This is a genomic window from Pleomorphomonas oryzae DSM 16300, from assembly GCF_000422965.1.
GTDB lineage: Bacteria > Pseudomonadota > Alphaproteobacteria > Rhizobiales > Pleomorphomonadaceae > Pleomorphomonas > Pleomorphomonas oryzae.
Genome location: NZ_AUHB01000007.1, coordinates 240982 through 263898, shown reverse-complemented (window position 1 = coordinate 263898; position 22917 = coordinate 240982). Strand labels below are relative to the sequence as shown.

Annotated in this window: 19 protein-coding genes; 8 read left to right on the top strand and 11 right to left on the bottom strand. The window is 63.9% G+C overall.

Going from position 1 to position 22917, the window contains the following annotated elements; all coding sequences use genetic code 11:
* A partial coding sequence (locus tag G522_RS29610; protein WP_026791593.1) for an integrase core domain-containing protein occupies positions 1-302 on the top strand: 302 nt, incomplete at its 5' end.
* A gap of 81 nt (positions 303-383) precedes the next feature.
* Here G522_RS29610 and G522_RS0114035 read toward each other — a convergent pair.
* Positions 384-1430, bottom strand: coding sequence for a hypothetical protein (locus tag G522_RS0114035; protein ID WP_156886936.1), 1047 nt, complete (start codon positions 1428-1430; stop codon positions 384-386).
* Positions 1431-1502: 72 nt separating this feature from the next.
* Here G522_RS0114035 and G522_RS26860 point away from each other — a divergent pair, with 72 nt between their 5' ends.
* Positions 1503-2501 (top strand): heparan-alpha-glucosaminide N-acetyltransferase, encoded by a 999-nt coding sequence (locus G522_RS26860; protein WP_169453524.1) that lies wholly within the window; start codon positions 1503-1505, stop codon positions 2499-2501.
* A gap of 69 nt (positions 2502-2570) precedes the next feature.
* Here the strand turns inward: G522_RS26860 and fabI are convergent, their stop codons facing one another.
* Genes fabI through fabA form a run of 3 tightly spaced genes read right to left on the bottom strand, consistent with a single transcriptional unit; the run spans position 2571 to position 5223 of the window.
* Positions 2571-3401 carry an enoyl-ACP reductase FabI gene (fabI, locus tag G522_RS0114025; protein ID WP_026791591.1) on the bottom strand — a complete coding sequence of 277 codons (831 nt, stop codon included), beginning with the start codon at positions 3399-3401 and terminating at the stop codon, positions 2571-2573.
* Between the two features lie 51 nt (positions 3402-3452).
* On the bottom strand, positions 3453-4679 hold the full coding sequence (gene fabB / locus G522_RS0114020) for a beta-ketoacyl-ACP synthase I (RefSeq protein WP_026791590.1): 1227 nt from the start codon (positions 4677-4679) through the stop codon (positions 3453-3455).
* 34 nt (positions 4680-4713) lie between these two features.
* Positions 4714-5223, bottom strand: a complete 510-nt coding sequence (gene fabA / locus G522_RS0114015; protein ID WP_026791589.1) for a 3-hydroxyacyl-[acyl-carrier-protein] dehydratase FabA — start codon at positions 5221-5223, stop codon at positions 4714-4716.
* Between the two features lie 325 nt (positions 5224-5548).
* On the opposite strand from fabA, the gene irrA reads away from it, so the two are divergent.
* Complete coding sequence (gene irrA, locus G522_RS0114010) at positions 5549-5959, top strand: iron response transcriptional regulator IrrA (RefSeq protein ID WP_026791588.1); 411 nt, start codon at positions 5549-5551, stop codon at positions 5957-5959.
* Between the two features lie 145 nt (positions 5960-6104).
* On the opposite strand, the gene G522_RS0114005 is transcribed toward irrA, so the two are convergent.
* The 5 genes from G522_RS0114005 to G522_RS0113985 all read right to left on the bottom strand — a co-directional run bounded on the left by G522_RS0114005 (position 6105) and on the right by G522_RS0113985 (position 12018).
* Positions 6105-6887 (bottom strand): GntR family transcriptional regulator, encoded by a 783-nt coding sequence (locus G522_RS0114005; protein WP_026791587.1) that lies wholly within the window; start codon positions 6885-6887, stop codon positions 6105-6107.
* A complete protein-coding gene (locus G522_RS0114000; protein ID WP_026791586.1) occupies positions 6884-7753 on the bottom strand; it encodes a glucosamine kinase nucleotide-binding domain-containing protein in 870 nt (289 codons plus the stop codon). Before G522_RS0114000 ends, G522_RS0114005 begins: the two co-directional genes overlap by 4 nt.
* Positions 7754-8048: 295 nt before the next feature.
* The gene (locus G522_RS0113995) at positions 8049-9503 is read right to left on the bottom strand and encodes an NAD-dependent succinate-semialdehyde dehydrogenase (RefSeq protein WP_026791585.1); all 1455 of its coding nucleotides are present in this window, start codon (positions 9501-9503) and stop codon (positions 8049-8051) included.
* A 60-nt stretch (positions 9504-9563) separates the two neighbouring features.
* Positions 9564-10304 (bottom strand): RluA family pseudouridine synthase, encoded by a 741-nt coding sequence (locus G522_RS26855; RefSeq protein WP_084633175.1) that lies wholly within the window; start codon positions 10302-10304, stop codon positions 9564-9566.
* 73 nt (positions 10305-10377) lie between these two features.
* On the bottom strand, positions 10378-12018 hold the full coding sequence (locus G522_RS0113985) for a hypothetical protein (RefSeq protein WP_156886935.1): 1641 nt from the start codon (positions 12016-12018) through the stop codon (positions 10378-10380).
* A gap of 289 nt (positions 12019-12307) precedes the next feature.
* On the opposite strand from G522_RS0113985, the gene G522_RS0113980 reads away from it, so the two are divergent.
* A complete protein-coding gene (locus G522_RS0113980; protein WP_026791583.1) occupies positions 12308-12760 on the top strand; it encodes an RbsD/FucU family protein in 453 nt (150 codons plus the stop codon).
* Between the two features lie 96 nt (positions 12761-12856).
* Positions 12857-13789, top strand: a complete 933-nt coding sequence (gene rbsK, locus G522_RS0113975) for a ribokinase (protein ID WP_026791582.1) — start codon at positions 12857-12859, stop codon at positions 13787-13789.
* 10 nt (positions 13790-13799) lie between these two features.
* Here rbsK and xylB read toward each other — a convergent pair whose 3' ends face one another.
* Positions 13800-15278 carry a xylulokinase gene (gene xylB, locus G522_RS0113970; RefSeq protein WP_036839295.1) on the bottom strand — a complete coding sequence of 493 codons (1479 nt, stop codon included), beginning with the start codon at positions 15276-15278 and terminating at the stop codon, positions 13800-13802.
* Between the two features lie 163 nt (positions 15279-15441).
* On the opposite strand from xylB, the gene G522_RS0113965 reads away from it, so the two are divergent.
* The 3 genes from G522_RS0113965 (at position 15442) to G522_RS0113955 (ending at position 22003) form a co-directional block, all read left to right on the top strand.
* Positions 15442-17919, top strand: coding sequence for a beta-glucosidase family protein (locus G522_RS0113965; RefSeq protein ID WP_036839292.1), 2478 nt, complete (start codon positions 15442-15444; stop codon positions 17917-17919).
* 441 nt (positions 17920-18360) lie between these two features.
* Complete coding sequence (locus tag G522_RS26850) at positions 18361-19410, top strand: HD domain-containing phosphohydrolase (RefSeq protein WP_051228619.1); 1050 nt, start codon at positions 18361-18363, stop codon at positions 19408-19410.
* Between the two features lie 124 nt (positions 19411-19534).
* Positions 19535-22003: a response regulator gene (locus tag G522_RS0113955; protein ID WP_026791579.1), complete on the top strand. Its 2469-nt coding sequence runs from the start codon at positions 19535-19537 to the stop codon at positions 22001-22003.
* Here G522_RS0113955 and kdsA read toward each other — a convergent pair.
* The gene (gene kdsA / locus G522_RS0113950; protein ID WP_026791578.1) at positions 21997-22854 is read right to left on the bottom strand and encodes a 3-deoxy-8-phosphooctulonate synthase; all 858 of its coding nucleotides are present in this window, start codon (positions 22852-22854) and stop codon (positions 21997-21999) included. The genes G522_RS0113955 and kdsA overlap by 7 nt on opposite strands.
* Between the last annotated feature and the right edge of the window lie 63 nt (positions 22855-22917).

Genomic DNA, 22917 nt, shown 5'->3' with positions numbered 1-22917 from the left:
ACAACGGATCCTGCTACAAATCCAAAGACTTCGCAAAGGCTTGCAAGGATCTCGGCCTGAAACACATCCGAACGAAGCCCTATACGCCGAAGACCAACGGTAAGGCTGAGCGGTTCATCCAGACCGCTCTGCGTGAATGGGCATACGCACGCGCCTATCCAACCTCAGATCACCGCAAAGCCCACTTGCCAGAGTGGACCCACATGTACAATTGGCACAGACCACACGGTAGCCTTGACGCCAAAACCCCTATCAGTCGCCTCAACCTAACCAGCGACAACCTCTTGAGGCTTCACATCTAGAGCGGCAGATGCCCGGATCTATCCGGGCCGCCGCTCCAAGACTTTATTTGCGCGGCGGATTCTACTTGCCGGTCCGGCGCTTTAGTCCAAACCGGCGGCGAGGGCGGCGAATCCCTCGTCGGTCGGAAAGCGCGCGGCGGCCTCGCCCGCGACGCGACGTGAAGCAGTGACTTCGCCCATCTCTTTCAGCAGCCGAATGCGGCGGCGCGGTACTTCTTTGAGGTAGCGCTTGGCAAGGCCCGACAGAACGACGTCGGACGCAATGGCCTCGTCGAGTTCGGCCAGCAGTGCCGCTGCCCGGCCGACATCGCCCGCCCGCTCGGCTGCCTCGGCGGCGAGGAGCGTCAGGCCGGGGTTGGTCTCCGGCAAAAGTCCCAGCAAAGCATCAGAATCAAGGTGAGCGCCGGCGTCAAACGTGGCCCGAGCGGCGGCAAACCGCGCATGCGCCGGCCATTCGACCGAACAGACCAGAAGTCCGCGCGCCGCCGCCTCGTCGGCGATGTCGCGACGACACGTGGCGACCACCTTTCGGATGATGTTGAGGCTGTAGAGATGGTCATGCACCTCATGGCTGGAGCGAAGCGGCACCAGTTTTACCTGATCGGGCAATGACAGCGCCGCAAGGCGGGCGCCGACGCCGGCGTCATAGGGGTCGAAGAGAGGCACAATCACGCGCGCCTCTCCCTGCCGCGGCACCGCGAGCAGTTCCCCGAGATCGGCCTCGTCCGGTTGCGCCACGAGGCCAGCCGCTGCCGACTGGCTGCCCGGATCGCCAATCCGGAAGTCCGGAGCAAAGGCGTAGAGCTCAGCCGCCGGATGCCGGGCCGCCGCAGAGGCGGCACCGAAAGCCCCCATCGAACTGCCGTAGAAGATGAGGCGGGGCGCCTTGGCCGCCGAAACAGCCTCGCCAATCAGCGCGTCGATTGCCGCCGCGCGGGTACGATACCACTCGTTGACCGGCTCGTTGACGAGCAGCAGGCTATGCGTGGTGCTGGCGAACAGGCGCTCAAGGCCGAACTTTCCAACCGGAACCCGCACTTGGCTGAACACCACGACCAGCGTATCGCTTTTCAGCCGAAAGCGATACGCAAGGCCATCTGTCTCCCCTTCGGATAAGGAAGCTGTCATTTTCGGAAAACCGTCGGTTGCCATGGTCGCTCCGCTGCAGCACACCCTTTGGCGATGGTGGAGAGACGGGACATGGCTGATTCGTTACCCTCGAGAGAGCCTGCCGAGAGTCGACCGCGGCGCTTGCCGCTGATCGACGCCGCTCGCGGCGTCCTGCTGCTTGCCATGGCCTCCTATCATTTTTCCTGGGATCTCGCCAACGTACGGCTGGTCGGCTGGGGTGTTGCCTTCGACCCGCTCTGGCGCGCCTACGCCGTGGCTATTGCTGGCAGTTTCCTGTTTCTATCCGGCATTTCCTTTCGCCTTGCCGAACGGGGCGGATTCGATCCCCTCCGCTACGGGGTTCGCCTTTTCCGCCTTGCGCTTGCCGCTGCCGCCGTATCAGTCGGCACCTATTTCGTTTTTCCCGATGCCTGGATCTTCTTCGGCATCCTGCACATGATGCTGCTCGCCAGTCTTCTGGCGCCGTTGCTAGTCCGGCTACCTAGCACTCTGCTGGTTCTGCTGGCCGCTCTTGCGCTGACACTGCCGCATGTATGGCGATCGCCGCTGTTCGACGGTATTGGCTGGGGTTTCCTGGGTCTTGCCGAGACACCCCCGGTATCAAACGACCTGGTACCGCTGTTTCCTTGGATCGCGCCCTATATTATCGGTCTCGTTGCCGGCGCTCCTCTGGCAGATCTGGCCGCGCGAGGGACGCGAAAGCTACGGCGCAGCTCGCACTGGCTTGCCTGGCTCGGCCGCCACTCGCTTGCGTTCTATCTGCTGCATCAGCCATTCCTTTATGGCGTTGCCGTCGGCCTTGCCGCGCTGATCCCGGTCGATCCCGCGATGCAAAGAGCAAGCTTCATCACCGATTGCCGGACGGAATACGAGCGCCACGGCGCGACGCCGGAAATGTCGGAGCGTTTCTGCGGCTGCGTCGCCACATCGGTCGACAACACAGGCATCTGGGCAAACCGAGAAGGCGACCCCGCCTTCGAGCCTCTGCTCGCCACTGCTGTCCAAGCCTGTCAGGCGCCAGCGACCAGTGACTTTTCCGATCCGGCGCCTCCGGATGGCGACAACTGATCATAGGTGAGCATATGAAAAAGCCGGCGGACCAAGCCGCCGGCTGCAATGCTTGCGATGGCGGCACGGTCAGCCAGCCGGCGTCTCGGCGGTCTCGCGGCGATCCTGCTCCTTCAGCTCGTCAATCCGCGGCATCGACATGATCGAATAGCCGGAATCGACGAAGTGGATCTCGCCGGTGACGCCCGAAGACAGATCCGACAGCAGATAGAGCGCTGACCGACCGACCTCGTCGATCGTCACGGTCCGCTTCAGCGGTGCGTTCTTTTTTTGGAAGTTGAACATCAAGCGAGCGTCGGTGACACCAGAGCCCGCCAATGTCCGCACCGGGCCTGCCGAAATGGCATTGACCCGGATGCCGTCAGAGCCGAAATCGGCCGCAAGATAGCGTACCGAACTCTCAAGCGCCGCTTTGGCGACCCCCATGACGTTGTAGTTGGGCATGACGCGCGTCGAGCCGCCGTAGGTCAGGGTCAGCAAAGTGCCCCCTTCGGTCATCAGCGCGGCGGCCTTGCGAGCCACTTCGGTAAAGGAGAACACCGAGATGACCATGGTGCGCGAGAAATTGGCGCGCGTGGTGTCGGCATAGCGACCCTTGAGCTCGTTCTTGTCGGAGAAACCGATAGCGTGCACCAGGAAGTCGATCTGCCCCCATTCGGCCTTCAGCGCGGCGAATACCGCGTCGACCGATGCCTCGTCCTCGACGTCGCAAGGTAGGAGCAACTTTGCGCCGACTTCCTCGGCCAGCGGCCTGACGCGACGACCGAAGGCTTCGCCCTGATAGGTGAAGGCGAGCTCCGCACCAGCGGCACGAAGCGCCTTAGCTATGCCCCAGGCAATGGAATGGTCGTTGGCGACGCCCATAACGAGGCCGCGCTTGCCGGCCATGAGTCCATTCATAATCTGACGTCCCGAGAAGAAGAAACCGCCCGGCGAAGCCGGGCGGACAGATCAGGCGGCATAGCGCTGGAGAACCAGCGTGGCGTTGGTGCCGCCGAAGCCGAAGCTGTTGGAGAGCACGGTATCAATCTTGGCATCATCGATGCGGTCACGCACGATCGGCATGTCGGCGAAAGCCGGGTCCAGCTCTTCGATATGCGCGCTCTTGACGATGAAGCGGTTGTTCATCATCAGCAACGAATAGATCGCCTCCTGCACGCCGGTGGCACCGAGCGAATGGCCGGTCAGCGACTTGGTAGCAGAGATCGGCGGGCAGTTGTCAGCACCGCCGAACACCGCGCGGATCGCTTCGATCTCCGGCGCATCGCCGGCCGGCGTCGAGGTGGCGTGCGGGTTGATGTAGTCGATCTTGTTTTTCACCGTGGAAAGCGCCTGGCGCATGCAGCGCACCGCGCCCTCGCCCGATGGAGCAACCATATCGTAGCCGTCGGAGGTGGCACCATAGCCGACGATCTCACCATAGATCTTGGCACCGCGCGCCTTGGCATGCTCCAGTTCCTCAAGGACGAGCACACCGGCACCGCCGGCGATGACGAAACCGTCGCGGTTCTTGTCATAGGCACGAGAAGCCGTGGCCGGCGTATCGTTATATTTGGAGGCCATGGCGCCCATGGCGTCGAACAATACGGACAGCGTCCAGTCGAGTTCCTCGCAGCCGCCGGCAAACATCATGTCCTGCTTGCCGTACTGGATCATCTCGTAGGCGTTGCCGATGCAGTGGTTCGAGGTGGCGCAGGCCGAGGAGATCGAATAGTTGACGCCCTTGATCTTGAACGAAGTAGCCAGCGTGGCCGACGCGGTGGAGCTCATCGCTTTGGGAACCGCGAACGGGCCGACCTTCTTGGACGAACCGCTTTCGATGGTCTTCAGGGCCGACTCGACAATGGTCCGGGTCGAAGGACCGCCCGATCCCATGATGATGCCGGTCCGCTCGTTGGAAACATCGCCCGCTTCGAGACCAGCATCGAGAATGGCCTGATCCATGGCGACATGGTTCCAAGCGGTACCGCCGCCATGGAAGCGCATTGCCCGACGATCGACGACCGTCGCCGGATCGAGTGTCGGCGCGCCGTAAACTTGGCAGCGGAAGCCGTGCTCGGCAAAGCTAGGTGCGAAAGTGATGCCGGAGCGGGCATCATGGAGGGACGCCAGAACCTCCTGCGTATTGTTGCCGATCGAGGACACGATGCCCATGCCGGTGACGACGACGCGTCTCATGGCTGTCTTTCCTTATTTCTGATGCGGGCGGCGCTCAGGCGGCCTGGAACAGGCCAACGCGGAGATCCGTCGCCTTGTAAATGGTCTCGCCGTCGGCCTTTAGCCAGCCGTCGCCGATGCCGAGCACCAGCTTGCCGCGCAGCACGCGCTTGAGGTCAACGCCGTATTCGACCAGCTTGACGGCAGGGGTCACCATGCCGCTGAACTTGACCTCACCGACCGACAGCGCCCGCCCCTTGCCAGGCGAACCCGACCAGCCAAGGAAGAAGCCGAGCATCTGCCAGAGTGCATCAAGGCCGAGACAACCGGGCATGACCGGATCGCCCTTGAAGTGGCAGGGAAAGAACCAGAGGTCAGGTCGGACCGCCAGCGTGGCGCGGATAAGCCCTTTGCCGAACTCACCGCCGACCTCGGCAATCTCGGCGATGCGATCGAACATCAGCATCGGAGGCAAAGGCAACTGGGCATTGCCCGGCCCGAACAACTCCCCGCGTCCGCAGGAAAGGAGATCCTCATACTCATAGCTGTTCTTGCGAAGACTCATGCTGCTGTCCGTACCTTATCCCTTCAAGCGCGCTCAAGGCAGCGCCAATCGCCGTCCGTCAGGACGGTGTTCACGTGTGGGTCGATCTCTAACACAGGCAAGCCGTCCTCGAAAGCCTTGCCGCAAATGCGACGCTTGCCTTTTTGGCGCGTTCTTGCAGTCTGCAACTACTTTGCTAATATGTCGCAATCGAAAATGCCGTCCGGCTCACCCGGCCACCCAGGATAACAAGATAATGGACCGCCCGCTTCCTTCCAGCCCGTCGATTGCACCGGCGGACACGGCACGCCGCATCACCGGCACCCAGCCGACGCCTGGCGCGTCCATGATTGCCAAAAGTCCAGTGCGAACCCGCCTTCGGGACTCGGGCCTCAGGCCCACTCGCCAGCGCGTGGCCCTTGCCGAAATCCTGTTCTCGCACGGCCATCGCCATGTCTCGGCCGAGGATCTGCATGCTGAAGCGCTGATGGCCAAAGTGCCGGTGTCGCTCGCCACCGTCTACAACACGCTGAACCAGTTCACCGAAGCTGGCCTGCTGCGCGAGGTGGCCGTCGAGGGAACGCGCACCTATTTCGACACCAATACCGACGACCATCACCATTTCTACGTCGAGGATGAGAACCGGGTGTTCGACATTCCCGGCCCGCATGTGGAAATCGGCGACTTGCCGCCCGCCCCTGCCGGCATGGAGATCGTCCGCGTCGACGTGGTTGTTCGCCTGCGCACCAAGCGCTGAGGAATTGCCAAGATTTTTTGGGCTCAGACGCCGGTAGCCCCCGGCGTTGCGCTTTGCGTCTGACGGGACAATGATCGCCACGCTGGGTCGCGCCGCCGTTCGAGGCCGGAAGAGCCGGTTGAGGCGGCTTCGGTTTTCCGGGATCTCAGTCTCCTGACAGCTCAGCTACCACCTCATAGCCGTCACCGCGGCAAAAGGCGCGGCTGATCTCGACTGCACGACCGCCCGCCGTGTAGCTTACCCGCTCCACCCGCATGGCCGGCGTTCCCTCCGGCAATTCCAGAAGTCCCGCTTCAACCGCACCAAGGGCCACTGCCCTGAAGCGCTCGACCCCACGCGTTGACGGCAGCCCCGCCTCGGCCAGCGCCGAGGCCGGCGACACGATGGCCAACTCGGCATCGATGGCGGCGGCCGGCAGCGTGGTCAGCTCCAGTATGCGCGGCCGGTCGCCCACGCAATGCAGGCGATAGAGCCGCAACACCCGCTCGCCTGGGCCCAGGCCCAGCGTCATCGCTTCCGGCGCCGACGGCGGTCCGGTCAGTCGGTCGACGAGGCGCGTCTCCACCGCCTCGCCCTTTTCCGCCAGATCGTCGGCATGCGACCGTAACACGGACCGGCGCCGGGCCGGCTCGGGCGGGTGGTCTTCGTTCCGTTGAGCGGATTCAATCTTGGCGACCGAAGAGCCGCCACCCGGCCGCGTCGCGACAAGACCGGCGGCGACGAGGGGCATTAGCGCCTGTCGGACCGTGATGCGTGAAATGGAAAGGCCGGCGGCGATCGCCCGTTCCGAAGGCAGCGGCGCGCCGGCCGCCAGTCGTCCGTCGGCGATGGCAGCTCTGAGCGCGACTTCCAGACGGCGGCAGAGCGGCACGTCCCCACCCCGTTCACGCCAATCCTGGCCGACCACGCGGGTGAACGGCTCCATCATGGATCGGCGTCCTTTTTTGCAAGTCGGAGCGCACCATCGAGGGCATCGCCTAGGGGATCAGCAAGAAGGCCGGTGGAGCGGGACGAAAGACGCGGCCGATAGCTCGCAGCAAGCCCACCCATCAAAGCGACCTGCCCGACTCCTTCGGCAGTGAGACGCCCCATCAGCGCCTCGATCTCCGCAGCGGCTGCCGAGATAAGTGCGCCAGCCACCGGATCGCCGGCTTCAGCATGATTGAAGACAAGCGGGGCCAGCGCCGCCCAATCAGCCGGCCGAGCCGATTTGCCGAAAGCCGACAGAGCCGTCGCCGAGCCGCCGAGCAGGTCGAGAAGGGCGATGGTCATCGGCGAGGGGCTTGCGAGACCCTCATGGGCTTCAAGTGCCCGGCGCGCCGCTCGCTGCCCAATCACCACACCGGAACCACCGTCGGAGAGCGACGCTCCCCAGCCGCCCACCCGGACGCGCCGGTCTCCCACGCGTCCATAGCCTTGGCTGCCGGTACCGACGATCAGGATGCCGCCATCGCCGCCTGCGAAGGCACCTTCGAGAGCGATTTCGGCGTCGGTGACCACCTGCAAGCGACGGAAGCCGAAAGGCGCAGCGGCGAGCTGACCGGCCACCTTCGGGTCGCCGACACCAGCGGCACCAATCACCGCAATGATGTCGCCGCGATCGCGCTCGGACAAGCCCGCAGCGGACAGCGCCATATCGGCCGCAGCCACGAACGCTGTGATGGCTCCCTGCAGGTAGTTGCCGGCATTTGCCGGGCCGCCCTTACCCTCGCCTAGCCGACGCCCGTCAAAATCAGTGAGACGGGCGCGGGCATTGCTGCCGCCACCATCCATGCCGAGAAGAAGCTGCCCCATGGTATTCCAGCCACCGCTTTGCCCAGGTCGAGCAAAGCTCGTTGCCGGCGTTCTGGCAACTGGCATCACCGCGGTATCAACGACTATCTCGGCGGGGCAGCCCAGATGGACCGAACTGCATAGCCGATTGCCGGGCATTTTGGCTGGTCCAAGCCGGGCTTTGAGTCCGGGCCGTGAGTCCAGATGAGAGTCCGAAACGGAGTCCGATTGAGAGTCCAAAATTGTCATTGGGCTCTATTATGAGAGTCCAATGAGCGTTGTTTTAGCCGGGCTAATCTTGTGTCCGTTTATCCAGTCAGCGGTCGAGACCGGCGATTAGTAGATATTTTTTCTCAACATATTCATCGATACCGTGGTGCGATCCCTCACGGCCGTTGCCGCTTTCCTTGACGCCGCCAAACGGCACCAATTCAGAGGAGATCGCGCCGGAATTGATGCCGACCATGCCAGCCTGAAGGCCTTCGGCAACGCGGAAGATACGGCCAACGTCGCGGGCGTAGAAATAGGAGGCGAGACCGAACTCGGTGTCGTTGGCGAGCCGGATCGCCTCTTCCTCGGTTTCGAAGCGGAAGACCGGCGCCAGCGGACCGAAGGTTTCTTCGCGCGCGACGGCCATGCCGGCGGTAACACCGGTCAGCACGGTCGGCTCGAAGAAACTACCGCCCAGAGACGATCGCGCTCCACCAGTCACGACCTTTGCCCCCTTGGCGAGCGCGTCGGCAACATGCGCCTCGACCTTTTCGGCCGCCTTGATATTGACGAGCGGACCCTGCGTCACGCCCGGCGCGCGTCCGTCGCCAAGCTTCAACCTCTTCACCGCCGCGACGAGCTTTTCCACAAAGGCATCGTGGATGCCTGCCTGGGCGTAGATGCGGTTGGCGCAAACGCATGTCTGGCCCATATTGCGGAACTTCGAGATCATCACCCCCTCGACGGCGGCGTCGAGATCGGCGTCGTCAAAGACGATGAACGGCGCGTTGCCGCCAAGCTCGGTGTAGATTTTTTTCACCGTGCCGGCGCACTGCACGATCAGCTTCTTGCCGACCTCGGTCGATCCGGTGAAGGAGACGACCCGCACAGCGGGGTGGCTGGTCAACACGTCGCCAACAACGGACGACTTGCCGGTGACGACGTTGAAGACGCCCTTCGGCAAGCCGGCGCGCACCGCAAGACGGGCGATGGCCAGCGCCGTGAGCGGCGTTTCGGACGCAGGTTTTACCACCGCCGTGCAGCCGGCCGCCAGGGCGGGCGCCACCTTGCGCGTAATCATCGCCGCGGGGAAATTCCAAGGCGTGATCGCGGCCATGACACCGGCGGCCTCCCGGATCACCAGAACGCGCGCACCATCTCTCGGCGAAGGCAGCGTCTCGCCGGCGATGCGCTTGGCCTCCTCGGCATAGAACTCGACATAGCCGGCGGCGTACTCGATTTCGCCCGCCGCCTCGGCGAGCGGTTTGCCCTGTTCGGCCGTCATGATCTGGGCGAGATCGTCACGATGCTCGATCATCAGCTCGTACCAACGCCGCAGCAGACGTGACCGCTCCTTGGCAAGCAGCCGCTTCCAACCCGGCAAGGCGCGTTCGGCAGCCTCGACGGCCCGCGTCGTGCCGTCCGCGTCCATCAGCGGCACACGGCCGACGATGTCACCCGTGGAGGGATCGGTGACATCGAGGGCAGGAGTGCCGACGAATTCGCCATCGATCAGGCAAGCTTCCACCAGAAGCGAAGGATCCTTGAGCTGTAGCGTCATGGTAGCGGCCTTTCGTACTGCGTTCCGTCGATCTCGGGATTGCCGGGTTGGGCGTGCGGCTCAGGAACCTACCCCACCGATTGCGACGGGAGAAAGATGAACAAGAACGCCGCCGTCGTCGATAGCACCGAGACGACCGAGCAGGCGTAGCATATGGGGCGGCACCGGCGCCCGCGCCAAGACTGGCGGCTTCTTGCGATAATAGGGCAGCTCCAGTTCGCGAGCATGGAGATGCAGTTTTTGGTCGACGGCGCGGGCGGGATCGCCGCCGTAGACGCCGTCACCGACAATGGGACAACCGAGATGCGCCATGTGGACGCGCAATTGATGGGTACGCCCGGTGCGTGGCATCAGGTCGACCACCGTCAGGCGGTCTCCTCTGGCGATGACCCGGTAGTCGGTGACGGAGGGTTGACCGGCCGGATCGACCTTCATCCACCAGGAGCGCTTCTCATGGGTCACCTTGGCAAGCGGCGCGTCGACGCGGCCTTCATCGTCGGGCAAGCTGCCGAGTACCACGGCCAGATAGGTCTTCTGCGCCCTCTGACCGGCAAAGATCTCACCGAGTTCCCGAATGGCGCGCCGGTGGCGGCCGAGCGCCAGGCAGCCGGAGGTATCCTTGTCAAGACGATGGCCGAGCTGCGGTGGATTGGGCAGACCGAACTGCAGCGCCGGAAAATGTTGATCCAGCGTCTCGCCGCCGCCGAAGCCGGCATGCACAGGTATGCCGGCCGGCTTGTCGACGATGAGGAGGGAGCCATCACGATAAAGGATGCGGGCGATCAGCTCTTCGTCGGTCATGACAGGTTCCGGAATCGCGGTCGCACTCCGCCGCTTCCGGCCTCTCATAACCCCAAGGAGGGGCGAAGCGAAGCTATTTCGCCGCGCCGAGCAGCGTCGCCGTGTTGCAGGCGGCGCCGGCGGCTACCACGTCCATCTTGCCCGGTACGATGCCGAAGGTGGCAAAAACGCTGGATAGTACCGCGTCAACGGGCTCGACGCTGCCGGCAATCAGCCGGGCGATCTCGTCGCGGATACCGCCTTCCGACATCGCGCCTTTCGCCTTCCCGTCAAGCGACACGAGCACTTGCATTTCGGCCGCCAGCCGCTCCAGCCGATTACCGAAATCGATGGCTGTTCGGAGACTGGCGACGGTATCGCCCGTCCCGGGTCGGAAAACCAGCTCAACCGGCGGATCGTCGGCAAATGACGAGCGCCCTTTGCCCCAGGCGGTCAGTCCACCCGCGGCGATCAGCCGCACATAGTCAGACGCACCGGCCGGCGAAGCTGTCGCCTCGGCGGCGAAAGCGACACTGGCCCGCACAGGTCGGCCTGTGACAGTGACCTCGGGTCCGGTCTGACTGCAGACGATACGCCGGATGCGGGCGTTGCCGGAGCTCAGCCTCACCTCGAGCGGAAGTTCGAGCGTTTCGGCGCCGGGAATGGCCAGGCCGCCGACAATGAAGCGCGCGACGATACGAATGCCGGGAATGCCGACCAGCCCGTCCTCGCCGCCAATCAACACAGCTGCGGAGGCCTCTTCCGACTCCAGGGTCAGCGTAGCGGCCTCAATGCCGGTGACCGGCGACCTTAACTCGACGCTGACGGGGCTCTGCGCCAAGCGGGCGCGCATGATGGCTTGGATGAATTCCAGCGGCCTCAGTGGCGCGGCAAGCGTCAGATCACCGTCCGCCCCACCGAGGCTGATCACGCCCTGGAAGGGCAAAAGCGTCTCGTCTCCTGTCTCGGCGCCGGCGAGGCGGTCGATAACGGTCACCATGCCTGCGGCCGAAGCCGAGCTTCTGGCGTCGTCGCGATAGAGAGCTGCGAGCGCCGATAAAAGCTCGGCGGGCTTGAACGACGCTTCGGCCACGGCGGCAATGCCGGCATCAGCACCGCCGTTGCGCGTGGAAAGAACGCGGGTGAGTTCATCCACCAGATCGGCGACGCGAAATGCCGCCCGACCGAGCATAGCCCGCTCGTTAACTGTGAGGGTACCGGCCGGTCCAAACAGGCGCGCCTCGATGGCGGCCGGCACCGACGAGAGTTCCGGTACCGCCGTCGTCCGTTCAGTCAGGGCGGCAACACCGGATCGCTCTGCCATGGCTGTGCCGGTGACAGTTCGCTGGCCCAAGCCGATCGGAGTGCCGAGCAAACTGCGAGTGGTCGTTGACACGACAACGCGCGTCACCTCGCCAGGCCCGACCGCGAAGATGACACCCGATGGGCCAGGGCGCGCATTGCCGCGTTCGGCCACGACAGCAACCTCGCCTGCGCCCATGACCGCTCGCGCGGCGGAAAACGCAGTGGCGTCGGCAGCGTCCGGGTTCTTGGTCGCCGCCAGCGCCGCTGCCGCGGCGGCCTGGTCGGTAAGGCGCTGGGCTGCCGACAGACGCAACCAGTCGGCAGTTGCCAGGAAGGACAGAGCGACGAGTGACAGACCACCGGCAACGAAACCGACAAGAACCGGCCTCGAAAGCGAACGGAAGGTAGAAACAGCGGATCGGAGTAACAAAACGGCACAGACCAATCACAAGGGGTGCGCGACTATTGCCTGAATTATCTTCCGACCGGTTAATCCACGAAAGAAAGCTATAGCCAATCGCGTTTTCTGTCGGACGGTACCCTTGCGGACCTGACAAAACGCCGCCAACGGCCTATGGATGGCAAGGCGCCAACGGCGCCCACAAACGTGTCCCCGACGGTGCGCCCTGCGACCAAAAGAGGACCGCCACCAACTTGTTGTCACGCATCCGTTCCGTCGAAAAGCGGGCGCTTTTCAAATGGGTGCGTCAGGAGGAATTATGCTCAAGGCCATCGATCCGCTGCTCAATCCCGACCTTCTCTACGTGCTGGCTTCCATGGGCCATGGTGACACGATCGCCATTGTCGACAGCAATTTCCCAATTCATTCGATCGCCCAGGAGACCGTTTACGGCCAGCCGCTGCGCCTCGACGGCGTGTCGGCGCCGCGCGCGGCGCGGGCCGTGCTGTCGGTGTTGCCGCTCGATACCTTCATCCCCACAGCCGCCTTCCGCATGGAAGTGGTGGGAGAGCCGGAAAAATGGACGGACGTGCAGCATGAATTCCAGAAGGAGGTCTTCGACGCCGAAGGGCCGACCTTCAAGCTGGGCGGCATCGAGCGCTTCGCCTTCTACGAGGCGGCCAAGAAGTCCTTCGCGGTGCTGCAAACCGGTGAAGGGCGCCTCTACGGCTGCTTCCTGCTCACCAAGGGCGTCATTCCGCCGAAGGCCTAATGCCGAGGGCGTTGAAAGAGAACCGGGGCGCTCCTTTCACCGAGCGTCTCGGAACGCAAGCGCCAGCATCTCGCCAGTCGACAAGAGACAAACACCATGACCGATACCCAGAAATCCGGCGTCGCCATCCTCGGCATTTTCGCTGTGGATGTTACCTTCCTGGCCCCTCGCCTGCCGGCCATTGGCGAAACCTTGGCCGGTTCCGGCTTTGTCATGGGGCCGGGAGGCAAAGGCTCCAACCAGGCCGTGGCGGCGGCACGAGCTGGCGGAGATGTCCGCTTCATCACCAAGATCGGCAAGGATGCCTTCGGTGACATCGGCCTCAAGACCTGGGCTGAGGCCGGCGCCACCGCCCGCGTGCAACGAATCGACAGCCATCCGACCGGTTCGGCCTTCATTTTCGTCAACGACGCCAACGGCCAGAACGCCATCATCGTCTATGCTGGCGCCTCCGGCACGCTCTCGCCTGCCGATCTCGACCTCGAAAAGGAAACGATCGCCGCATCGAAGGTGTTCGTGACCCAGCTCGAACAGCCGGTCGATGCCGCTCTGCGCGGCCTGCAGATCGCCCGCGCCGCCGGCACGATCACCGTCTTCAATCCGGCGCCCGCTACCACTTTCCCCGACGAGGTTTATCGCCTTTCCGACTATATCGCGCCCAACGAGACGGAAGCGGCGATGCTGACCGGCATTGCGCCGGGCACGGTGGACGATGCTCGCAAGGCGGGCGACGCTCTCCTGGCCAAGGGTGCGAAGAATGCGTTGATCACCCTCGGCGGCAACGGCGTACTGCTGCACAACGCCACGCAGTCGGTGCATTTGCCGGCTCGGGCGGCCGGTGAAGTGATCGATACCACCGGTGCCGGCGATGCCTTCCTCGGCGGCTTCTCGGCGGCGCTTTCCAAAGGGCTCGATCCGGTTGAAGCCGCTCGTTACGGCTCGGCAACGGCCGGCATTTCGGTGACGCGGCGAGGCGCCGCTGCTTCGATGCCGACGGCGGCCGAGATCGAGGCTTTCCTCAAAAGCTAACGGTGGCTCGTCAGCGAGGGAACAACGGCTTCAGCGCGCGATAGAGGTCGCGATAGAGCGGCAGGCGGGCAGCGAGTGCTGCCTGCCGCTCCGCATGGGGCAGTATGACGTCCCGCAGGTCCGGCTTGATGCAAACGTCGGCGATCGTCTCGCCGGTGACGGCACTCCGGGCGAGGCGGGCAACGCCGAAAGCAGGGCCACGCTCGCCACCGGCGTAACGGCGAATCGGCCGACCGAGGGCGCTCGCCACCACCTCCATCACAAAACGACCGCGGCTGCCGCCACCGACAGCGGCCAGGGTCGGCGGCACGGGACCGGCGGTTTCAAGCGCCGCCACCGCGTCGACCAGCGTGAAGGCCATGCCCTCGACTGCAGCCTGCAGAAGGTCGAGGCCGTCGGTGCCACCATCCATGCCGAAGAACACACCGCGCGCCGCCGGATCGTCGTGCGGCGTCCGCTCGCCTTGCAGGTAGGGAAGAAAGGTGATCGGCGAAACGGCGCGTCCCCGCGCCGCCAGAGTGTCGAGCGCCGCGCCGAGATCGGACACGCCGGTGATGCCCGCCGTCCAGGCCATAACGGATGCGCCATTCAGCATGGCCGCCATCTGGAACCATCGCCCCGGCAGAGCATGGGCAAAGGCATGCACCAGGGCCGCCGGATTGGGCCTGTAGTCGGCGGTTGTCAGAAACAGCTGGCTCGACGTGCCGAGCGAGATGAAGGCGTCTCCGTCATCGACCGCGCCAATACCGATGCCGGCCGCCGCTGCATCCCCTGCGCCAGCCACGACCGGAATGCCTTCCGGAAGCCCGGTGGCGCCGGCGGCAGCGGCGGTAACGCGGCCGGAAATGGCAGGGCCTTCCAAGAGATGCGGCAACTGCCCGAGCTCAAGACCGACCGCTTCGACGATGCTTGGCGCCCACTGCCGCCGCGCCTCATCAAGCAAAAGGCTGCCGGCGGCGTCGCACATGTCAGTGGCAAATTCGCCGGTCAGCAGGAAGCGCACCCAGTCCTTGGGCAGGAGGACATGTTTGGTCGCTGCGAGCGTCTCCGGCTCGTGGGTGCGCAGCCAGGCGATCTTCGGCGCAAGGAAACCGGCCATAGCCGGCACGCCGGCAATCTTGCCGAGGTTGGGCAGTGCCGCGTTGAGAGCGGTGGCCTCGACCGCCGCGCGGCCGTCATTCCATAGAATGGCTGGGCGGAGGGGACGGTCATCGCGGCCGATCAGCACCGCACCGTGCATCTGGCCGGACAGACCGATGGCCGCGACGCGGCCGAGCACACCGGGGACAGCCTCAGCCATCTCGGCGAGTGCCTTCTGCACGGCCAGCCACCAAAGATCCGGATGCTGTTCCGACCAGCCCGGCGCCGGTCGGCTGGTAGCGAGCGCCACCTCGGCCCCAGCCACTGGCCGTTCCCGGTCATCGACGATGAGCGCCTTGACCGCCGACGTGCCGATATCGATCCCCAGGAAATACGCGTCTTCCGCCACAATCTTCTCCCCATTCCTTCCGGCTTCAGGTCTAGCCCGCCGGGTCGGCCCTCGCCAGTCCCAGCCCCATGGCCGTTGGTCGAGGCGGCCCGCCAAGTGCTCGCGATGCGACCGAGTTCGTGCTATGGAAAATTTTATTGTATCGTTTCATTTGGAGTTTCAGATGGCAAAGCCGGATATCGAGGCGATCCTTGATGCAATGACGCTCGAAGAACAGGTGTCGTTGCTCGCGGGGGCGGATTTCTGGACCACCGTGCCGATACCGCGCCTCGAGATTCCCGCCATCAAGGTGTCGGACGGGCCGAACGGCGCGCGCGGCGGCGGCTCTCTCATCGGCGGCGTCAAAGCGGCGAGCTTCCCGGTCGGTATCGCCTTGGGTGCCAGCTGGAATCCGGCACTGGTCGAGGAAATCGGCAGCGCACTCGCCGAGGAAGCGCGCTCAAAAGGCGCATCGGTGCTGCTCGCGCCCACCGTCAACATCCAGCGCTCTGCCGTCAACGGCCGTAACTTCGAATGTTATTCGGAAGATCCATGCGTGACTGCGACGCTGGCCGCCGCCTATGTCAACGGACTGCAGAAGGGTGGGGTCGGCGCCACCGTCAAGCATTTCGTCGGCAACGAATCGGAAATCCAGCGCACCACCATGAGCTCGGACATCGGCGACCGGGCGCTACGCGAGATCTACCTGCCGCCCTTCGAAGCCGCAGTCAAAACGGCCGGCGCCTACGCGGTGATGAGTTCCTATAATCGGCTGAACGGCACCTTCACCTCGGAGCACAAGACACTCCTCACTGACCTTCTGAAGGACGAATGGGGCTTTCCCGGCGTGGTCATGTCCGACTGGTTCGGCTCCCATTCGACGGCGCCAACCGTTGAGGCCGGTCTCGACCTTGAAATGCCCGGACCGACCCGCGATCGCGGTGACAAGCTGGTCGCGGCGGTACGGTCTGGCGACGTGCAGGCGGAGAAGGTGCGCGACGCCGCTCGACGCGTGCTGACCTTGATCGAGCGGGTCGGTGGCTTCGACGCGCCCGATATTCCCGGGGAGCAAGCCATCGACAAACCGGCCCACCGGGCGCTGATCCGGCGGACCGGCGCCGAAGCCATTGTGCTTTTGAAGAACGACGGCATCCTGCCGCTGGATCTGACAGGTCGAACCATTGCGGCAATCGGCCCCAATGCCGAAGCGGCGCAGATCATGGGCGGCGGCAGCGCCCAGCTCAACCCGCACTATGCCGTGTCTCCGGTCGATGGCCTCCGCGCCTTAACTTCGGAAAACCAGCTTAGGGTCGCCACCGGCGTTACCGCCAACCGGCTGATGCCGCTGATTTCCGGGCCTTTCGAAGTGGATGTCTATGGTCGTTCCGATTTCAGCGGCCCCGTCATCGAGCACCAAAGCCATCCGCTCGGCGAAGTCATGTGGTTCAACGCGGTGGCTCCCGGTGTCGCCGACGCCGATTTCTCGCTGAGGGCCACCACGCGGTTCACACCTTCGGAAACCGCCGACCACGTATTCGGCCTCGTCAGCATCGGGCCAAGCCGCCTTCTGGTCGACGGGCGGACGGTGGTCGATATCCGGGAGACCTGGGCGCCCGGCGACAACTATTTTGAGTGCGGTAACCGCGAAGCGCGGGGGACGATTGCGCTTGAGGCCGGCCGCACGGTGGATGTCGTCGTCGAGTATCGCTTCGTGCAGGCCATCGCCCTCAATCTCAAGGCCATCCGCGTCGGCGTCGCCGTGCCGCTCAGTGACAAGGCGTTCGCAGAAGCCGTCGAACTCGCCCGCGCCTCCGATATTGCCATCGTTTATGCCGGCCGTTCGGGCGAGTGGGACACTGAAGGCAACGACCTGCCGGGCCTCGACCTGCCGGGCCGGCAGGACGACCTGATCACCGCCGTCGCTGCAGCGAATGCCAATACGGTGGTTGTGCTGCAGACCGGCGGCCCGGTGGCCATGCCCTGGCTAGACAAGGTTCGGGCGGTGGTGGCCGCCTGGTATCCGGGGCAGGAAGCCGGCAATGCCATCGCCGATGTGTTGACCGGCGCCGCCGAGCCGGGTGGACGCCTCGCCCAGACCTTCCCGCGACGCATCGAGGATACACCGGTCGAGACCGGCGATCCGCGGACCTACCCGGGTAAGAATGAACATGTCATCTATCGCGAGGGCGTGTTCGTCGGCTACAGGCACTATGAGAAGGCCGGCATCGAACCGCTCTTCCCCTTCGGTCACGGCCTCAGCTACACCACCTTCGATTGGGGCAGCCCGACAGTGGACCGGCCAGCCTTCGATGGTGACGGCCTCGTCACCCTTCGCATCAAGGTCACCAATACCGGCGCCCGGCCCGGTTCGGACGTCGTCCAGCTCTACGTGGAGCCACCGGTCTCGCGCGTCGACCGGCCGGCCAAGGAACTCAGGGCCTTTGCCAAGCTCCATCTAGAGCCAGGCGAAACCGCTGAGGCGACGATGACGTTGTCCGCCCGTGCTTTCTCCTATTTTGATGTGGAGCGGAACGCTTTCATTTCCGAGAAGGGGCGGTATTGGGTGATCGCCGCATCCTCCTCGGCGGAGCCACGCGGCAGCATCGACATCGATCTGACGCGTGAGGTTATCGAAGCGGTGCGCGCTCGCTTCAGTCGCTGAGACCTCGGAACAGACAAAGAAAAACCCGGACGTGGCATGGCCATGTCCGGGGTGGCAAGTCTGCAACCTTGCAATTGCAGCGACCGAGAGGCGTGCTTTCGGAAAGTGAGCTGGGTTTCCGTCGGCTCGATGAAGACGTTATGCCGAGGTCCCCGACGGGGCGCCAGTGCCAATCGCTGCTCCGGCGCCAAGTCTTGACAAGTTATGAACGAGACCCGCAGACCCTTGTTATTTTTGACAGGGTACATCAGAAACTATCAAGCTTACTCCTGGCAATTTGCCTCAATTTCGGCCTCCAGAGAGCATCTTGGATAATTTTCCCTTTATACTTTAAGTCAAATAGAATCCGGCCTAGTTCACGTCGTGTTTCTCATGCTCATTTTCTGAAGTTTCATGTTTCTCGGGTACGTTTCCATCAAGCAACTTCCCATGGAAACCGTCATGAAGCTTCTCCTGGTCGACGACAATCCGAGCAATCTCTTCATGCTCGGCAAACTGGCGCAGAGTTCCGGCATCGCCGACGTGCAGTCGTTTCGCGATCCTCTTCAAGCGCTCGAGGAAGCTCGTCAGACCCGCTTCGATCTGATCATCGTCGACTATATGATGCCGGGGATGGACGGGCTGACCCTCATCCGCGAGGTGCGCAACCTTCCCGACTATATCGATGTGCCCATCGTCATGGTCACGACCGTCGACCAGCGGGAGATCTGCTATGCCGCGCTTGAGGCCGGCGCGACCGATTTTCTGACCAAACCGGTCGACATGGCTGAGGCCAAGGCGCGGCTGCGCAACCTTGCCATGCTGCGCGAGATGCAAAACAAGCTTCGGGATCGCGCCGATTGGCTGCAAACCGAGGTCCACAAAGCCACCCACGACCGACTCAGCGTTGAGGAAGAAGTCATCCTGCGCCTTGCGCGAGCCGTCGAACGCCGCGACCCGTCGATCGCCAGCCATTTGGTCCGCGTGGCCCGCACCGCCCGTGAGCTCGCCGAGGAGCTCGGACAGGCCGAATCCTATTGTCAGGATCTCTATATCGCCTCCCTGATGCACGACATCGGCAAGCTCGGCCTTTCCGACGATCTCCTCTACAAGACCGGCCCCTACACGGCGGACGAACGCCGCCAGATGCAGGCGCATACGCTGATCGGTGGCGAAATTCTCGAAGGATCCCGCTCCCGCGTCATACGTCTCGCGGCTGAAATTGCCGAGACTCACCATGAGTTCTGGAACGGCGCCGGCTATCCGCGTGGCCTCAAGGAAGCGGCGATCCCGCTCTCGGGGCGCATTGTCTCCGTCGCCGATGTGTTCGACGCACTGACCTCGGAGCGTCCCTACAAGGCTGCTTGGACCGCAGAGGACGCGGCTCGTTACATCGCCGACAATGCCGGACTGCAATTCGATCCGGACGTCGCGCGGGCCTTCTCGCTCCGTTACTTCCGCATCCTGAAGATCCGGGAACAGGCCGGAACCCCCTTCGGCTTCGCCGCCTGACCTCCTCGCCGTTTCTTGCCGGATTTGCCTCATCGTGACTACGACAACACCCCTTCACACCGGATCTGGCGCGGGACTGCGCGCTGGGAAGACCACAGGACAAGATCGTCCGCTCAGGGGTACGTTGCTCTATCTCATTGTCGGCTTTCTGTTTCTCGTCTCCGCCATCGCTGTGTTCACGATCCTGATTCGCCAGCAAGCGGACACCGCAGACATTGACGAGACCCGTACGCTTACCGCCTCCTATCGGCTCGATAGGGCAGCCGAAAAGCTGCTGCGTTCGGTCGAAACCGCGCGGGGAACTCTGTCGGAAGCGAGCGGCCAGACCGTTGCAGCCCGCTTCGTTCTATTCGACGGCGCTGCGCGCGATCTTGCCGCAACGGTCCCGAACAGTTCCGACCTGAACGCAGTTCTGCAAGCAATCGCCGAAACTCGGCCGGTCATCGATCGTATCGCCGGCGCACCGGCAATTGACAAAGATACCCTCGACGCCCTCGGCAGTCGCCTTAGTATGCTTCCCGCCGCCACTTCCCGTCTCGCCACCTTCGCCGAGGCGACTGAGGCGGCGGCCCGTTCCGACGCGCGAATGTTCCGCGAGAAGCTCTATCGCGTATTGGCCGTGCTCGTTGGTGCCCTGACGTTGTCGATGGGAATTTTCATCGTCAGCTTGATCAGGCAAATCCGCGAGATCTGGAGTTCGCGGGTGCGCCTCGAAGCCATGGCCGTCGAACTCAAGGAGGCGGTGGCGGCGGCAGAGTCGGCCAATCAGGCGAAGTCCGCCTTCCTAGCGACCATGAGTCACGAGATCCGCACGCCGATCAATGGCGTGCTCGGCATGGCTCATCTTCTAAAAGACACGCCGCTGGACACCGAGCAACGCGGCTTCGTGACCAATATCGAGACTTGCGGCCGCAGCCTGATCGCGCTCGTCAACGACATTCTCGATTTCTCCAAGCTGGAGGCCGGCTCTTTCGACGTCGACCGCGTGGTATTCGATCCGGTGGCCACCGCGGAGGCGGCGATCTCCATGCTGGAGGCCTCGGTGCGCGAGAAAGGCCTCGTCGCTGTGCTGGCACCGGAGATCGCCATGAGCGCCCGCTATTCGGGCGACCCGACGCGCGTCCGCCAGGTGCTGATCAATTTCCTGTCGAATGCCGTCAAATTCACAGAAAGCGGACTGATTGCCGTACGCATTCGCGAGGTGGCGGATGGCGAACGGCCTGTACTGCGTTTCGAAGTGGAAGATACCGGCACCGGCATTTCCGAGAGCGGACAGAAGCGCCTGTTCAAGGAATTCTCGCAGGTCGATGCCTCGATCACCCGCCGTTTCGGTGGCACCGGCCTGGGCCTTGCCATCAGCCGGCGCATTGTCGAGGGCCTCGGCGGAAAGATCGGCGTCAAAAGCCGCGAAGGGCGTGGCTCGCTGTTTTTCTTTGAATTGCCTCTCGATCGGGCCGCCGCCGCCGATCTCGATCCCGCTCCGCTCAATGGCGCCCGCGTGTCGGTGACAGGCCGCACCGCCGCCGAGACCGCAGCGATTACCGCAACATTCGCCTATTTCGGTGCCGGAACTGCCGATACCAAGGACGAGGCCGACATCGTTGCCACCGTGACCTCTCTGGCACCCGACCATCAACGTGCCCGCATCGACATTGCCTTCTCGCAGACGGCGCCTCGCGCCGCCGGGAAAGTCGCCCGTCCCGCCAACACGCTGACCCCCGCCATCGTTGCCGCCTCGATCGCCGGCACGCTTGAAATCGAAGACAAGCATCTTGTTTCGAGCGAAGAAGCGGCCGTTCCGAAGGGCCTCAAGGTGCTGGTGGTCGAAGACAATCGCATCAACCAGCAAGTGGCGCTTCGGCTGCTCGCTCGCCTCGGCATCGAGGCCGCGCTGGCCGAGAACGGCGCCGAAGCACTGGCCATGGTCAATGCCCGCGACTTTGACATCGTGTTCATGGATATGCAGATGCCGGTGATGGACGGCCTCGAAGCGACGCGCGCCATCCGTCGGTCGAGCGGGCGTGGTCGCAACGTACCGATCGTTGCGATGACCGCCAATGCGTTTGCCGCCGATCGCGAGGCCTGCCGCAAGGCCGGCATGAACGCCTTCCTGCCCAAGCCTGTGGAGCGAGACGATCTTCTGGCCGTTCTGACGACCCTGCCCCAGGGCAAGATGCCGGTCGCACGGCCTGCTCACGCCGCCGATGCAGCTCACAGCGAACCGGTCAATCGTCGCCGGATCGATGCCCTCCTGCGCGAGCTCGGCCCCGAGGATACCGCCTTCCTGCTCGATTCGTTTGCCACCGATGTTGCGAGCCTACTGGCCGATCTGTCGAGTGCGCTTGAACGCGGCGATGCCGAACTCGCCAAACGCAGCCTGCATACCCTCAAGGGTGCGTCGGCCAACATCGGCTTCGATGACCTGTCGCAACAGGCGGCAGCGCTGATGGCGGCGCTACCCGACCCGGATGTCGGCGCCCTCGGCAAGCTGATGATGACCATCGCCAGCGCCGGCGGCGTCGTCGCCGACCTCAAGTCGGAATTTGCACCAGCCCCCCAAACCAACGCCAGTCCAGTGCCAGCCGTTCAGTAAGCGTCGGTCAGCGCCCGGTTCTTGGAGATGGCATCAAGCGCCTTGAGGTCGGCCAGCAGCGGCGCGATCCACGGCAACGGCAGCATGTTCGGTCCATCTGACGGCGCCTGGTCGGGATCATCGTGCGCCTCAATGAACACGGCCGCGCAGCCAACCGCCATGGCCGCGCGAGCGAGCGTCGGGGCAAAAATGCGTTTCCCGCCCGAAGATGAGCCACGACCACCAGGCTCTTGCACGGAATGGGTGGCATCGAACACCACCGGATAGCCCGTTTCGGCCATGGTCGGCAGCCCCCGGAAGTCAGTGACCAGCGCACCGTAGCCGAAGGAGGTGCCGCGATCAGTGAGCAGAACTCGCTCATTGCCGGTCGAAGCCACCTTGTCAGCAACGTTTTGCATGTCCCAGGGGGCGAGGAACTGCCCCTTCTTGATGTTGACGGCCTTGCCAGTCTCGCCGGCGGCAATCAGCAGGTCGGTCTGGCGGCAAAGAAAAGCCGGAATTTGCAGGATATCGACAACCTCGCCCGCCCGGCGGGTCTGCTCGACGTCGTGGACATCGGTGAGCACCGGACAGCCCAGACGATCGCGGATCTCGGCAAGGATCGAAAGCCCCGCCTCGATGCCGACCCCACGGGTGCCCTTGAGGGACGTGCGGTTGGCCTTGTCATAGGAGGCCTTGAAGACAAAGGGCACGCCAGCTGCCTTGGTGGTCTCGGCCAGGAAAGTGGCGATCTTCAGCGCATGCTCGCGGCTCTCGATCTGGCAGGGCCCGGCAATCAGCACGAAGGGGGCGGTATTGTCGAAGGTGACCGAGCCGACGGTGACGGCTTTCTGTGGCGTGGCGACAGCCATGGACGGAGACCTCTTTCTTGAAAAAGGACGCCCGACCGTATGAGAGAAGGCCGGGCGCTACTT